Source organism: Rhizobium sp. CCGE 510 (genome assembly GCF_000292525.1).
GTDB lineage: Bacteria > Pseudomonadota > Alphaproteobacteria > Rhizobiales > Rhizobiaceae > Rhizobium.
Map to the genome: position 1 here is coordinate 384,229 of NZ_AEYF01000045.1, position 13,362 is coordinate 397,590.

13 protein-coding genes and 1 pseudogene are annotated in these 13,362 nt (G+C 61.3%); 6 read left to right on the forward strand and 8 right to left on the reverse strand.

Going from position 1 to position 13,362, the window contains the following annotated elements:
- Positions 1-28: 28 nt before the first annotated feature.
- The 6 genes and pseudogenes from RCCGE510_RS25895 to RCCGE510_RS25920 all read left to right on the forward strand — a co-directional run.
- Positions 29-1,078 carry an ABC transporter substrate-binding protein gene (locus RCCGE510_RS25895; protein WP_007634910.1) on the forward strand — a complete coding sequence of 350 codons (1,050 nt, stop codon included), beginning with the start codon at positions 29-31 and terminating at the stop codon, positions 1,076-1,078.
- 68 nt (positions 1,079-1,146) lie between these two features.
- On the forward strand, positions 1,147-2,403 hold the full coding sequence (locus RCCGE510_RS25900; RefSeq protein ID WP_007634913.1) for an ABC transporter permease: 1,257 nt from the start codon (positions 1,147-1,149) through the stop codon (positions 2,401-2,403).
- Positions 2,403-3,224 (forward strand): ABC transporter permease, encoded by an 822-nt coding sequence (locus RCCGE510_RS25905; protein WP_007634925.1) that lies wholly within the window; start codon positions 2,403-2,405, stop codon positions 3,222-3,224. Before RCCGE510_RS25900 ends, RCCGE510_RS25905 begins: the two co-directional genes overlap by 1 nt.
- Before the next feature lie 19 nt (positions 3,225-3,243).
- Positions 3,244-3,600 carry a RidA family protein gene (locus RCCGE510_RS25910; protein WP_007634926.1) on the forward strand — a complete coding sequence of 119 codons (357 nt, stop codon included), beginning with the start codon at positions 3,244-3,246 and terminating at the stop codon, positions 3,598-3,600.
- Between the two features lie 59 nt (positions 3,601-3,659).
- Positions 3,660-4,397, forward strand: a complete 738-nt coding sequence (locus RCCGE510_RS25915) for an aspartate/glutamate racemase family protein (protein WP_007634928.1) — start codon at positions 3,660-3,662, stop codon at positions 4,395-4,397.
- A gap of 314 nt (positions 4,398-4,711) precedes the next feature.
- Positions 4,712-5,326: pseudogene (locus RCCGE510_RS25920) on the forward strand (GMC oxidoreductase); the annotation flags it as partial.
- A gap of 14 nt (positions 5,327-5,340) precedes the next feature.
- Here the strand turns inward: RCCGE510_RS25920 and RCCGE510_RS25925 are convergent.
- From RCCGE510_RS25925 to RCCGE510_RS25960, 8 genes are all read right to left on the reverse strand, one after another.
- A complete protein-coding gene (locus tag RCCGE510_RS25925) occupies positions 5,341-6,141 on the reverse strand; it encodes a PhnD/SsuA/transferrin family substrate-binding protein (RefSeq protein ID WP_007634931.1) in 801 nt (266 codons plus the stop codon).
- A gap of 42 nt (positions 6,142-6,183) precedes the next feature.
- Complete coding sequence (locus RCCGE510_RS25930) at positions 6,184-7,638, reverse strand: NAD-dependent succinate-semialdehyde dehydrogenase (RefSeq protein WP_007634934.1); 1,455 nt, start codon at positions 7,636-7,638, stop codon at positions 6,184-6,186.
- Between the two features lie 10 nt (positions 7,639-7,648).
- Positions 7,649-8,725: an ABC transporter ATP-binding protein gene (locus RCCGE510_RS25935; RefSeq protein ID WP_007634936.1), complete on the reverse strand. Its 1,077-nt coding sequence runs from the start codon at positions 8,723-8,725 to the stop codon at positions 7,649-7,651.
- Positions 8,722-9,522 carry an ABC transporter permease gene (locus RCCGE510_RS25940; RefSeq protein WP_007634938.1) on the reverse strand — a complete coding sequence of 267 codons (801 nt, stop codon included), beginning with the start codon at positions 9,520-9,522 and terminating at the stop codon, positions 8,722-8,724. Before RCCGE510_RS25940 ends, RCCGE510_RS25935 begins: the two co-directional genes overlap by 4 nt.
- Before the next feature lies 1 nt (position 9,523).
- Positions 9,524-10,396, reverse strand: a complete 873-nt coding sequence (locus tag RCCGE510_RS25945) for an ABC transporter permease (protein ID WP_007634940.1) — start codon at positions 10,394-10,396, stop codon at positions 9,524-9,526.
- 110 nt (positions 10,397-10,506) lie between these two features.
- The gene (locus tag RCCGE510_RS25950; RefSeq protein ID WP_007634942.1) at positions 10,507-11,517 is read right to left on the reverse strand and encodes an ABC transporter substrate-binding protein; all 1,011 of its coding nucleotides are present in this window, start codon (positions 11,515-11,517) and stop codon (positions 10,507-10,509) included.
- A gap of 48 nt (positions 11,518-11,565) precedes the next feature.
- A complete protein-coding gene (locus tag RCCGE510_RS25955; protein WP_007634943.1) occupies positions 11,566-11,889 on the reverse strand; it encodes an NIPSNAP family protein in 324 nt (107 codons plus the stop codon).
- 5 nt (positions 11,890-11,894) lie between these two features.
- A complete protein-coding gene (locus RCCGE510_RS25960; RefSeq protein WP_007634945.1) occupies positions 11,895-13,358 on the reverse strand; it encodes an aldehyde dehydrogenase in 1,464 nt (487 codons plus the stop codon).
- Positions 13,359-13,362 lie beyond the last annotated feature (4 nt).

A 13,362-nucleotide genomic window follows, 5' to 3' on the forward strand; every position in this document is an offset into this window, starting at 1 on the left:
AAACGCAGCAACAAAAAGGGGAACCACCATGATGCGTTTCAACTGCATGCTTCTCAGTTCCGTCATGACTCTTGCAATCGCGGGAGCGGCGTTTGCCGAAGATACGCTGACCGTCACATCCTGGGGCGGCGCCTATACGAAGAGCCAGGAGGAGGCCTTTTTCAAGCCCTTCGCCAAGGAAACCGGCACCAAGATCCTTCAGGATGAATGGGACGGCTCGACGGCCAAGCTGAAGGGCATGGTCGAGACCGGCCAGGTAACCTGGGATGTCGTCGACGTCGAGCCCAGCCATGCGCTGCAAGGCTGTGACGAAGGCTGGCTCGAAACCATCGACTATTCGAAGCTCGGCGGCAAGGACGCCTTCATCGATGGCGCAGCGATGGATTGCGCCGTCGCGACGATCGTCTTCGGCACCATCTATGCCTACGACGCCGCCAAGTTCCCGAACGGCGGGCCGACAACCATGGCCGATCTGTTCGATACCGCCAAATTCCCCGGGCCGCGCGCCTTGCGCAAATCGCCGAAGACCACGCTGGAATTCGCGCTGATTGCCGACGGCGTCAAACCCGCCGAGGTCTACGACGTGCTCGGAACGCCGGAGGGCGTCGATCGCGCCTTCAAGAAGCTCGACACGATCAAGAAGGACGTGAAGGTCTGGTGGACCGCCGGTGCGCAGCCGCCGCAGCTTCTCGCCGATGGTGAGGTCGTGATGACCACGGCATGGAACGGCCGCATCTACGATGCCGTCAAGAACAGCGGCAAGAATTTCAAGATCGTCTGGGACGGCCAGGGAATGGACTTCAATCTCTGGGCCGAGCCGAAAGGCTCGAAGAACAAGGAACTGGCGGACAAATTCGTCGCCTTCACCGTCAATCCCGATGTGATGGCGCAGCAGTCCAAATATATCTCCTATGGCCCGACCCTGAAAGCGGCCATTGCCAAGGTTCCGGCGGACATTCTCGTCGATCTGCCGACCGCGCCCGAGAACACGAAGACCGCCTTTGTCGTCTCCTCCGAGTTCTGGGCCGACCATGATGAGGAGTTGACCGAACGCTTCAACAAGTGGCTCGCACAGTAATCTCGTCGGGCGGGCGAGTGCCCCCGGCTCCGCCCGCCCCTTTTTCTCTACCGCAAAAGGCAAGAGCGATGGTGATCGCGACAATGAACGACGGCGACGGCTCGACGATTGCCGCCAGCGTGCGGGTGAAAAGCCGCGGCAGTGCGAAAAACAAGGCGCAGCTGCGGGCGCTGCTGCTGGTCGCGCCTCTGCTGATTTTCCTGCTGCTCGTCTTCGTGCTGCCCATTGCCCTGCTGTTGACGCGCGCGGTCGACAACAGGGCAGCTTCCGCCGCCCTACCCTACACGATGTCGGCTCTATCAGCCTGGGATGAACAATCCCCGCCGGACGAAGCGCTGTTTGCCGCCTTTGCCACCGATCTGAAACAATCGCCCCGCGACCAGATCGCCGAGGTGGCCAAGCGTCTCAACTATTATGAGACGGGCATGCGCTCGATGCTGTTGAAAACCGCGCGCACGATCCGCAACGCCGAACCACCCTATAAGGCCGCCTTCATCGCCATCGATCCCAAATGGGAGACGCCGCATTACTGGACGCTCATCAAGAACGCATCGCCGCCCTTCACCGACTACTATCTGCTCGCCTCGCTCGATCTGGAGCGCGACGCCTCGGGCGCCATCGTCAGGGTCTCGGCGGAGAATGCGGTGCATGTCGATGTGCTGATCCGCACCTTCGTCGTCAGCGCATCGGTGACCGTGATCTGCCTGTTCCTCGGCTATCCCCTCGCCGCCCTGATCGCCCGCTCGAAAGGGGCGGTTGCCAATACGCTGCTGATCCTGGTGCTGCTGCCGTTCTGGACCTCGCTTCTGGTGCGCACCAGCGCCTGGGTCGTGCTGTTGCAGGGTCGCGGCGTGATCAACTCGGCGCTGATCTGGCTGGGCCTGGTCGACCCCGCACGCCCCCTCGACCTGATCTACAATCGCATCGGCGTCCTGATCGCCATGACCCATATCCTGCTGCCCTTCATGGTACTGCCGATCTACAGCGTCATGAAGAACATCCCCCCGGTCTATTTGCGGGCCGCCTCGTCGCTCGGCGCACCGCCGGTATCGGCCTTCTTGCGCATATACCTGCCGATGAGCATGCCCGGTGTCAGCGCCGGCGGCTTGCTCGTCTTCATCCTGGCGCTCGGCTATTACATCACGCCGGCTCTGGTCGGTGGGCCGGGAGACCAGATGGTGAGTTATTTCATCGCCTATTATTCCAACCAGGTCACGAACTGGGGCATGGCGGCGGCTCTAAGCACAATCCTGCTAGTGGCGGTGCTCATCCTCTACGCCGTTTACAATCGCATCGTCGGCATCGACAGGCTGAGGATAGGCTGATGACGACCTTCCTGTCTTTCCCGCGGCTGTTTTCGATTCTCCTGTGGCTGGCCGGCGGCCTGGTGATCCTGTTCCTGATCGCGCCGATCGTGGCGATCGTGCCGCTGTCCTTCAATGCCGAGCCGTTCTTCACCTATCCCATGCCCGGCCTGTCGCTGCGGTGGTATCGCGAATTCTTCGATTCCAATGTCTGGCAGCTGGCGCTGCGGAACAGCATCATCGTCGCTGTCTGCGCCACGCTTCTGTCGACCTTTCTCGGCACGCTTGCCGCAATCGGTCTCAGCCGCCCATTCTGCCCGGCGCGGACAACGCTGACCGCCATCCTGATTTCGCCGATGATCGTGCCGGTTATCGTTTCGGCGGTCGGCATCTATTATGCCTTCGCAGCCGTCGGACTGCTCAACAGCCTGACCGGGCTGGTGCTGGCGCATACCGTGCTCGGCGCACCCTTCGTGGTCATCACGGTGACGGCGACGCTGGCGAGCTTCGACTATAATCTGATGCGTGCCGCCTCCAGTCTCGGGGCGAACCCGGTGCAGGCGACGTTGCGCATCATGCTGCCGGTGATCGCGCCGGGCGTGGTGTCTGGAGCACTGTTCGCCTTCGTGACGTCCTTTGATGAAGTGGTTGTCGCACTGTTCATTTCCGGTTCTGAACAGCGGACCTTGCCGCGCCAGATGTGGAGTGGGGTGCGTGAACAGCTCTCGCCAACGATAGCGGCTGTCGCGACGCTTTTGATTCTCTTCTCAACGTTCTTTCTACTGATCATGCAGTGGCTGCAACGCAGAGCTGAACGCCAGAAACTCGTCCGTATCGACTAATTTACCCGGAGATACAAACATGAACATCACGCGGCATGAAACAGGCTCGCGCATGAGCCAGATTGTGACCTACGGGGGCTTCGTTTTCCTTGCCGGTCAGGTCGCGGTCAATGCCCCAAGTGCATCCACACGGGAGCAGACTCTCAATACGCTCGAGCGTATCGATACGCTTCTTGAAACGGCGGGGTCGAGTCGGGACAGAATCCTCAGCGCCATCATCTGGTTATCGGATATTTCGACTTTTCAGGAAATGAACGCGGTATGGGATACCTGGGTGCCGGCTGGGGCCGCGCCTGTCAGAGCGACAGTGGAAGCTAAACTCGCTGAACCACAATACAGCGTGGAAATCGGGATCATCGCGGCGCTCGCCGCATAACCAGGTCAAGTATCTGAAGCGCTCAAGGCTGCCTCGGGTGCCCATGGAAAGATAAACTGATGCCAATCTACAAGGTTCGCTCGACCGCAGAATCGTATGGGCACGACATCGGGATTCTACTGATCGATTGCCGCACGCCGTTCATTCCAGGCGACGTTGGCAACGCGAGTTCCTACCGCTACCCTGTCCTCTTTCGTACCGTCCCAGATGTGACCCTGGACCGCCTTATTGAGCAAGGTGACCTGTCTTTAACTGACAAGGTGATCGAAACGGCCAGAGGTCTCGAGGCGGCGGGTGTCACGGCGATCACCAGCGATTGCGGCTACATGATGCACTTCCAAGAGCAAGTGGCCGGGGCCGTTTCGATTCCGGTTATGCTGTCGTCTCTGCTGCAACTTCCGTTTATCTCGTCCCTGCTTGGACCCGACCAAGCTGTCGGCATCGTCTGTGCCAATCGCCGGCGCCTGACAGATGATCTATTGGCAAAAGCCAACCCGAACGCACGCATTCCCGTCCATACCGCTGGACTGGAGAATTGTACGAACTTCCGAGGCCCTATTCTGGACGAGACGGATACGCTGGATAGTGATGCCATTGAGGCCGAGGTTGTCAAAACTGCAGAGGCACTTTGCGAGGAGCACCCAGAAATCGGCGCGATCCTGCTCGAATGCTCCAATCTTCCACCCTATGCCCACGCGGTCCAGGCCAGGACGGGGCGTCCGGTTTTTGATTTCTTGACGATGACCGACTACGTCCGAGCAGCCGGACGCCGCCATACGTATCAAGGGAACTATTGATCAGCTACGCGGCTTGCTGGATGGCAAGGCCCTTGTGAAACGAAGATGAGTACAGTGATGACACCGACCTGCTTTCGCAGCATTTCCCTGGCTGATCGACTCGGCGAGCCACAGGGCCGATGGCCAGACGACATCGATCACCTATACCAATGGCGTGACGATTCGAGCTTCGAAGAGATGAATGCCGTCTGGGACGCCTAGGTGCCGTCCGGCCATGCGCTGGCGCGCGCCACCGTTGAAGCCGGGCTCGCCGCGCCGGAGTTTTTCCGCGGAGATCGGCATGATCGCGGCAATCCGAAACTGACGGTCTGTCCTTGCTGCGTTCGGCGACACGGACGCACAGCCTTGCGCAGCTCGGATTGTCTCTGCGCTATGGCGATAGCCCATCCGATTACGTGACGGGAGCGATCTATGAAGTCGGCTCCCTGCCGGCGCAGAGTTTCGTCAACAGGATGCCGCTCGGCCGAAAAGCCGGGCGAGCCGCCTTTGAATTGATCGCTGGCAGCCTCCTCGTCGCAACGATCTACTATCCCGGCGATCAAAGCCGGAGCTACATTCATCGCGACGCAACGGCGAAAAAGGGGCTAACTGTCCGCGGCGGTTTCGCGGAAGGTTTCGACATCCGCGCCGAGGTGTTGAAAAAGGCGCTCCGCCGTGAATGGAAACGGTTGGGGCTAATTCAGCTCCCGGGCGCATCGCTGGCAGAGCCGGGTATCGACGCCCACTTCGCCGGCACTCTGCCTATGGGTAAAGCCGGCCCATTCGGCACCTCCTCGGACGGCGAATTGAATTTCCATCCGGGTCTCTACGTCGTCGATGGCTCCATTCTTCCCGATCTGTCCTCGAAATATATCACCATGACGATTATGGCCAATGCCGATCGCATCGCCCATCGTCTCGCCGCAATGGAAGCACCCGCAGCACTCTGAAATCCGTTGCCTCTTCAAGCTCTCAATTGCGGCAATGCCTCACCGGCCAATGATAGAAGCGGCTCGTAGTCGGCTTCGGAAAGCACGGCAAAATCGGTGAGGCCGAGTGTGGCGCGCGTGGCTTCCAGCGATGGCTCGCTGACGGCGGCGTCGAGCGCATTTCGCAGCAGAAGGACCCTGTCGTCCGACGCATCGCCCGAGGTGATGAATGGCAGGCCTGGACCTTTGGGCGTTTCGACGATGATTCGGACCCCTTCAATCTGGCCGGGATCGAAGCGGCGGATATTGGCATAGGTGATACAATCGATCGCCGCACTGTCCGCCCTGCCCTCCGCGACGGCGGCGATGCTGCCGCCATGGCTGCCGGTCTCGATGATCCGGCCGAAGAAGCGACCGTCGCGAGCGAAGGGCGCCACGGCAGCGCGAAAGAGATTACTGCCGGAATTGCTGTCGGGGCTGTTGATCGCTGCCGTGGTGCCGCGCAAATCCTCCAGCGAGCGAAAGGAAGAATCCTTGCGAACGATGATGAAGCTGCGCATCAACGGACCATCGCAGCCGGGATAATCATAGAATGGCGTCGCCACCAGCCGAACCCTGCCGCGCAGGCGCCTCGCAAAGGGATAGCCGCATGTCTGCGAGAGGAAAAGATCCGGCCTCAGCCAGGCCTCGTCATAGGGCACCGTCTGGTCGAGCATCTCGGGCAGATCCGTCAGCCCGGCTTGTGAGAGATAGTGCCGGAGAAATGACCAGAGTTCGGCGGTCGCATCGGCAAGCGGAGGGGATGTGACATACATGGCAATGCTGACGAGGTGCATGCTGGTCTTTCTTTTGCGATAAGGCGCAAATGTCGACCAAGGTCAGGCAATGCCGCCGAGGCATACATACTTAAGTTCGGTGTATTCGTCCAACCCGTGCCTCGAGCCCTCGCGACCGAGACCCGACATCTTGACGCCCCCGAACGGCGCCTCCGCGGTGGAGACGAGACCGGTATTGACGCCGACCATTCCATATTCGAGCGCTTCGGCGACGCGGAAGACCCGCGACAGGTCGCGCGCGTAGAAATACGAAGCAAGCCCGTACTCGGTGTCGTTTGCCTGTTCGATGACATCTCGCTCGTCGCGGAAACGAAAGAGCGGTGCGAGAGGTCCGAAGGTTTCCTCGCGGGCGACCTGCATGCGGGCAGCGACATCGCGCAGAATGGTCGGTTCGAAAAAAAGGCCGCCGAGTGCGTGGCGTTTGCCGCCTGAAACGAGTCCTGCACCTTTTGCGACGGCATCGCTGATATGCGTCTCGATCTTGGCGACAGCATTTTCGTCGATGAGCGGGCCAAGCACGACGTCGCGCTCCAGGCCGTTGCCGACCTTCAACGTCGAAACGGCGGTTGCAAGCTTGGCGGCAAAGGCCTCGTAGACGCCGTCCTGGACGTAAATCCGATTGGCGCAGACGCAGGTCTGGCCGTTGTTGCGGAACTTGGCGATGATTGCGCCTTCGACGGCAGCGTCGAGATCGGCGTCGTCGAAGACGATGAAAGGTGCATTGCCGCCAAGCTCGAGGCCGAGCTTTTTGATCGTCGGCGCGCATTGCCGGTAAAGCAGCTCGCCCGTTCGCGTCGAGCCGGTGAATGTCAGCACCCGGATGTCACGGCTTGCCGTCAGCGCCCCGCCGATTGCCGCGGCGTCACCCGTGACGATGTTGAGCAGGCCCGCCGGCAAGCCGGCGCGCTCGGCGAGAACGGCGATGGCGATTGCCGAGAACGGTGTCTGCGGCGCCGGCTTGAGAACGACGGCACAGCCGGCGGCAAGTGCCGGGCCGACCTTACGGGTGATCATCGCGTTCGGAAAGTTCCAGGGCGTGATCGCGGCCACCACCCCCGCCGGTTGACGCAGGACGAGGATGCGTTTGTCCGGTTGGTGTCCCGGTATCGTCTCGCCGTTGATGCGTCTTGCCTCTTCGGCGAACCATTCGATGAAGCTCGCGCCATAGGTAATCTCCCCCTTGGCTTCAGCGAGCGGTTTTCCCTGCTCCAGCGTCAGGATCATCGCCAGATCGTCGCGATTTTCGATCATCAGGCGGTGCCATGCCTTGAGAACGGAAGCGCGCTCGCCTGCGGTCTTCTTCGCCCAAAGCTTCTGGGCGATGACTGCGGCCGCGATGGCCTCCTCCGTTTCCGCGGCTCCGAGGTCGGGGACCGCGCCGAGCGGCTCGCCGGTCGCCGGATTGCGCACCGTCGTCGCCGGACGGCCTTTCGCTTCGATCCAGCGGCCGGCGACCGGGCATGCCTGACGGAACAGCGAAGGATCATTGAGTTTCATCGGATCACTTTCAACAGAAGACGTGAGCGGCACCCGGATCGAAATCCAGATGGACCGTGTCGCCACGGCTGAGCCCGGTGATCGCTTCGTGGCCGAACGGCAGGCGAACCGCCAGCGCCTCGCCCTTCGCCGTTTCGGTTGAGACGTGGATATTGTTGCCGAGGAAAGTAATGTCGCTAACGGTGGCGGCGAGACCGGCTCCCGCTTGGGCGCGCGACAGCCGAATGCGCTCCGGCCTGAGCATCAAGGCTGCTTTCGCACCGGCAGCCGCTTTTCCATGCACCGGAATGCTGTTGAAGACTGTGCTGCCGCCGAGCGAAATCGTGGCCTGCCCGTCGGACGACGACAGCAGGTCACAGGAAATGAAGTCGCTATCGCCGATGAATTCGGCAACGAAGCGGGTCTTCGGATTGGCGTAGAGTTCCGGGCCGGTTCCAATCTGGTCGATGACGCCCTTGGAAAAGACGGCGATGCGGTCGGAGAGCCGCAGGGCCTCCTCCTGGTCGTGGGTGACGTAGAGGATTGTCACTTCGGTCTGCTGGTGGATGCGGCGGATCTCGTGCTGGATTTCCTCACGCAGCTTCTTGTCGAGCGCCGACAGCGGCTCGTCCATCAAAAGCACCGGCGGATCATAGGCAAGGGCTCTGGCGAGGGCGACGCGCTGCTGTTGGCCGCCGGACATCTGCGCCGGCTTGCGATCCTCGAAGCCCTCGAGCCGGACGAGGCGCAGCATCTCCTTCACCTTACTGTCGACCTCGGCCTTGGATTTGCGCCTGACCTTCAGCGGAAAGGCGATGTTTTCGCCCACGGTCAGATGCGGAAACAGGGTGTAACGCTGGAACACCATGCCGATGTTGCGCCTGTGCGACGGCGTGGCGAGCAGGGTCCTGCCCTCGAGCGTAATGTCGCCTTTCGTCGGATTGTCAAATCCCGCCAGAATGTAGAGCGTCGTGCTCTTGCCGGATCCGGACGGTCCGAGAAAGGTGAGGAACTCCCCGCGCCGAACGTCAAGTGTGACGTCGTGCACGGCGACCACGGGGCCGTATTCCTTGCGTATTCCGCGGATCTGAAGGAATGGTTCGTTCATTGTTTCAGTACCTTACGCACGACGGCTACCAGCGCCATCAAGATGATCGTCAAAAGGATGAGAAGCGTCGACGCGGCTGCAACAACAGGCGTCAGGTCTTGTCGCAGCGTCGCCCATACCTTCACGGGCAGCGTCTGCAGGGTCGGGCTGGACATGAAGATCGCCACCACCACCTCATCCCAGGATGTCAGAAACGAGAAGACGGCGGCCGAAAACAGCCCGTGGCTGATCGCTGGAAGGGTGACCCTGATTTTTGCCTCCAGGGGCGAGGCGCCGCAGAGTACCGCCGCATCCTCGATCGACTTGTCGAAACCTTCAAGCGCACTCGATATCGACAGGATCGAGAAGGGCAGCGCCAGCACGAGGTGCGAAATGACGAAGCCCGTCAAAGTGCCGCCAAGGCCGATCCTGAGAAAGAAGGCATAGAGCGCGACCGCCAGAACCACGACCGGCAGGATCATCGGCGTGAGGAACAGCGCTTTCAGCGCATCGCGGAACATGAACGAACCACGCACCAGTCCGAAGGATGTCACAAGCCCGAGCAGCACCGACAGAACGGTGACGATGACGGCGATCTTGAGGCTCGTGAAAGCCGATTCAAGCCAGCGCGGATCGGCGAAGAGTTCGCCGTACCATTGAAGCGTCCAGCCCGGCGGCGGAAAGATCAGCCATTGCGACGAGCCGAAGGACAGCGCCGCGATAAAGACGATCGGCATCAGCAGGAAGGCGGCGGTCAGCAGCGTTATGCCGAGAAGGGCGTATTTCCACCAGCCGAGACGGTCGAAATTGAGCAACATATCAACGCCCTCCCGGGTTCTGATTGCCGAAGAAGCGCAGCTGCACGGCATAAAGCGACAGGGTCACCACCAGCAGGACCAGCGCCGCCGCACCCCCCATGCCCCAGTTGACGAGCGACTGCACGAACTGCGCGATCAGTTCTGCCAGCATCATGTTGGAGGTGCCGCCGAGAAGCGACGGGGTGACGAAATAGCCGAGCGACATGACGAAGACCATCAGGGCGCCGGCCGCCATGCCGGGCATCGCCAGCGGCAGCAGAACCCGCGTCAGGCACTGCCACCGGTTGGCGCCGCAAAGGGCAGCCGCCTGTAGGGTCGACGGGTCGATCTTCTTGATCACGCCATAGAGCGGCAGGATGATGAAAGGCAGCATGATATAGGTCATGCCGATCGTCACGCCGGTCAGATTGTTGACGAGCGCCAGCGGCTGGTCGATCAGCCCCATACCCATCAGCATCTTGTTGATAAGCCCGGTCCGCTGCAGCAGCACCATCCAGGCATAGGTGCGGGCCAAGAGGTTGGTCCACATCGACAGGAGCAGGATCGCAAAGATCACCGAACTCAGCCGTCCCGGCATGATCGCCAGCGCCCAGGCGACCGGAAAACCGATCGCGAGCGAAATCACCGTGACGAGACCCGAGACGATGAAAGTATTGGCGAAAATCTTGAGATAGGTCGCAGACCCGATCAGCTGCGCATAGTTTCCCAGACCCGGCACCGGTTCCAGCACGCTTCGCAACAGCAGTATCGCGACCGGCACGATGAAAAAGATACCCACGAAGGCGAAAGCCGGAACGACCCCGCTGAAACCTGTTGGCCTGCGGACCTTTGGCAAGGGCGCAATTACGCCGGAGGCATCGCTATACGTCGACATGACAGTCCTTCCCACCCGTCAATTTCCGCGGGCGCCGAGGTGCAACCGATTGGCGCTGGCGCTGCGGGACACGGCGAACCTTCGCCGTGCCCTTGATCTCAAGTTTCAGCTTACTTCGCCTGCCAAGCGTACCACTTCTCGCCAATGGCATCGCGATTATCGGCCCAGTAGCTCATATCGGCGTTGACCTGGCTTGCCGTCTGCTGGTCCGGCAGGGTCTTTGCCGTTTCCGGATCCATCAGCTTGGCCGAGTCAAGGTTGATCGGCGCATATCCGGTTGCCTTTGCCAGGGCAGCCTGCGGTTCGGCCGAGGTGGCCAGTGCAATGAACTTCATCGCAGCTTCGATATTCGGCGAGCCCTTCGGCACGACGAGCGCATCGGCGGCGGTGATGTTCTGTTCCCAGGAGGTTTCCACCTTGATGCCCGTCGCCGCAAGCGCCGTCATGCGGCCATTCCAGACGCTGCCGAAGGGCGCTTCGGCCGATGCCAGCAGCTGCTGCGACTGTGCGCCGCCCGACCACCAGATGATATCCGACTTGATCGTATCAAGCTTCTTGAAGGCGCGGTCGAGATCGAGCGGATAGAGCTTGTCGGCAGCCACGCCGTCGGCAAGCAGTGCCGCTTCGATCACGCCGGGAGCCGACCACTTGTAGAATGTGCGCTTGCCGGGAAACTTGGCCGTGTCGAACAGGTCGGCCCATGTCTTTGGGCAGGCTTTGACGGCATCGGCGTTGCAGCCGATGACGAAGGAATAATAGAAGCTGCCGACCGAATAGTCGGTGACGAAACGCGGATCGAGCTTGGATTTGTCGATGACGGAGAAGTCGAGCTTCTCGAGCTGGCCAGTCTTTCCGGCCTGGGCGGCATAATCGCCTTCGACGTCGACGACGTCCCAGGTGACTTCGCCTGCCTCGACCATAGCCTTGAGCTTGCCGTAGTCTGTCGGACCGTCCTGCACGACGGTGGTGCCGGTCTTCTCGGTGAAGGGGCTCGCCCATGCCGCCTTCTGGGCATCCTGGGTCGTTCCGCCCCAGCTCGAGAAGACCATGTTGTCGGCGTGTGCCGGCGCGGAGACCGCGACGAATGCGGCAACCGCCGCGAATGCAAATGTCGTTTTCATGTTCCCTTATCCCTGTTTTGGTTTGTCCTACGGGTATGCGTTATGTCGTCAGTGCGCGTTGCTCCTGGGAGAAAAACTGGCTGGCTTCATAATCTTGTTTTCCGCCACCTCGATGAGGTCGCGAATCCTGGGCAGAAAGGCCTGCCACCGGGGATCGGCCAGAAGCCGCTGGCGTCTCGCCTCTCTGTCATCAAGGCTCGTGAAGGCCCAGATGTGGACGATCTCGTTGATCGTGCCGATCTCCGAGAAGAAGTAACCGACCAGCGTGCCGAGATGGCTCTTCTGGATCTCGATCCCCTCTTCCTCGACGACCTTGAGATATTGCGGGATCGTGCCGTTCTTCAGCCGATAGGTACGGATTTCGTAAAACATCGGCGTCACCTCATCACGAAGGGATCGGGGATCGGATCGTCCGAGGTCCGGAGCCAGATCGTCTTGGTCCGGGTATAGTCGAGAGCCGCGGCCATGCCGCCTTCCCTGCCATGGCCCGACAGGCCGAAGCCGCCGAACGGCGCGATCGGCGATACGGCGCGGTAGGTATTGACCCAGACGATGCCGGCTCGCAGCCCCTTCATCAGCCGGTGCGCCCGGGTGAGGTTCTGGGTGAAGACCCCGGAGGCCAGGCCGTAGCGGGTGTCGTTTGCAAGCCTCAGCGCCTCCGCCTCGGTCTCGAAGGAAACGACGGAGAGAACCGGACCGAAGAACTCCTCGGTGAGCGAGGGCGAGGCGACATCGTCGCAGTCGAGAATGGTCGGCGGGAAATAATAGCCTTCGCCATCGATCTTGCGTCCGCCGGTGACGAGCCGGGCGCCGCTTTCGATCGATCTCTCAACGAGGGCGCCGATATTGTCCTGCTGGCGCTTGGTGGCAAGCGGGCCGACTTCGGTCGCCATATCGAGCGGCGCGCCGATCCGGATCGCCTCGGCCTTCTCCCGCAGCAGGGCGACGAACTTGTCCTTGACGCTGCGTTCGACGATCAGGCGCGATCCGGCCACGCAGCTCTGCCCGGTCGCAGCGAAAATGCCCGCGACCTGAGCATTGGCAGCACTTTCGAGGTCGGCGTCGGCAAAGACGATGAACGGGGACTTCCCGCCGAGTTCGAGCGAGGTGGAGGCGAGGTTTTCGGCCGAGTTGCGAACGACGTGCCGGGCGGTTTCGGGACCGCCGGTGAAGGCGACATGGGCGACCTTCGGGTGACGGCCGAGGGCAGCCCCACAGGACGGGCCGAAACCAGTGATGATGTTGACGACACCGGCGGGAAAGCCTGCCTCGTGCACCAGGCGGGCAAATTCGAGAAGCGGCGCCGGCCCGTCTTCCGAGGCCTTGACCACCATCGTGCAGCCGGCCGCAAGCGCCGGGCCGATCTTGACCGCGGACAGGAAGAGCTGGCTGTTCCAGGGCACCACCATCGCAACGACGCCGATCGGCTCCCGGCGAAGCCAGACGTCCATATCCGGCTTGTCGATCGGCAGGTAGGCGCCTTCGATCTTGTCTGATATGCCGGCATAGTAACGATAGTATTCGGCGACATAGGCGATCTGCGCCGATGTCTCGCGGATGATCTTGCCGGTGTCGCGCGTCTCCAGCTCCGCCAGAATCGGGGCGTTGGCGGCAACCAGATCGGCCAGCTTGTAGAGCAGCTTGCCGCGTTGGGTGGCCGTCATTTTCGCCCACGGGCCGTCATAAAGCGCCCGGTCGGCAGCATTCACAGCCCGATCGACATCCGCTTCGCGGGCTTCGGGCATATCGGCCCAGACCACGCCGGTCGCCGGATCGATGCTCGGATAGGAAGCCTCGCCATCCGAAAATTCGCCATCGATATAGTGCTGGAAACGCCGCATGGTC

Bases quoted from the DNA above. Each gene is read 5' to 3' on its own strand.
- RCCGE510_RS25910 (WP_007634926.1), top strand. From the start codon at position 3,244: ATGAACATCACGCGGCATGAAACAGGCTCGCGCATGAGCCAGATTGTG.
- RCCGE510_RS25900 (WP_007634913.1), top strand. From the start codon at position 1,147: ATGGTGATCGCGACAATGAACGACGGCGACGGCTCGACGATTGCCGCC.
- RCCGE510_RS25940 (WP_007634938.1), bottom strand. From the start codon at position 9,522: ATGTTGCTCAATTTCGACCGTCTCGGCTGGTGGAAATACGCCCTTCTC.
- RCCGE510_RS25955 (WP_007634943.1), bottom strand. From the start codon at position 11,889: ATGTTTTACGAAATCCGTACCTATCGGCTGAAGAACGGCACGATCCCG.
- RCCGE510_RS25895 (WP_007634910.1), top strand. From the start codon at position 29: ATGATGCGTTTCAACTGCATGCTTCTCAGTTCCGTCATGACTCTTGCA.
- RCCGE510_RS25950 (WP_007634942.1), bottom strand. From the start codon at position 11,517: ATGAAAACGACATTTGCATTCGCGGCGGTTGCCGCATTCGTCGCGGTC.
- RCCGE510_RS25960 (WP_007634945.1), bottom strand. From the start codon at position 13,358: ATGCGGCGTTTCCAGCACTATATCGATGGCGAATTTTCGGATGGCGAG.
- RCCGE510_RS25935 (WP_007634936.1), bottom strand. From the start codon at position 8,725: ATGAACGAACCATTCCTTCAGATCCGCGGAATACGCAAGGAATACGGC.
- RCCGE510_RS25945 (WP_007634940.1), bottom strand. From the start codon at position 10,396: ATGTCGACGTATAGCGATGCCTCCGGCGTAATTGCGCCCTTGCCAAAG.
- RCCGE510_RS25930 (WP_007634934.1), bottom strand. From the start codon at position 7,638: ATGAAACTCAATGATCCTTCGCTGTTCCGTCAGGCATGCCCGGTCGCC.
- RCCGE510_RS25905 (WP_007634925.1), top strand. From the start codon at position 2,403: ATGACGACCTTCCTGTCTTTCCCGCGGCTGTTTTCGATTCTCCTGTGG.
- RCCGE510_RS25915 (WP_007634928.1), top strand. From the start codon at position 3,660: ATGCCAATCTACAAGGTTCGCTCGACCGCAGAATCGTATGGGCACGAC.
- RCCGE510_RS25925 (WP_007634931.1), bottom strand. From the start codon at position 6,141: ATGCACCTCGTCAGCATTGCCATGTATGTCACATCCCCTCCGCTTGCC.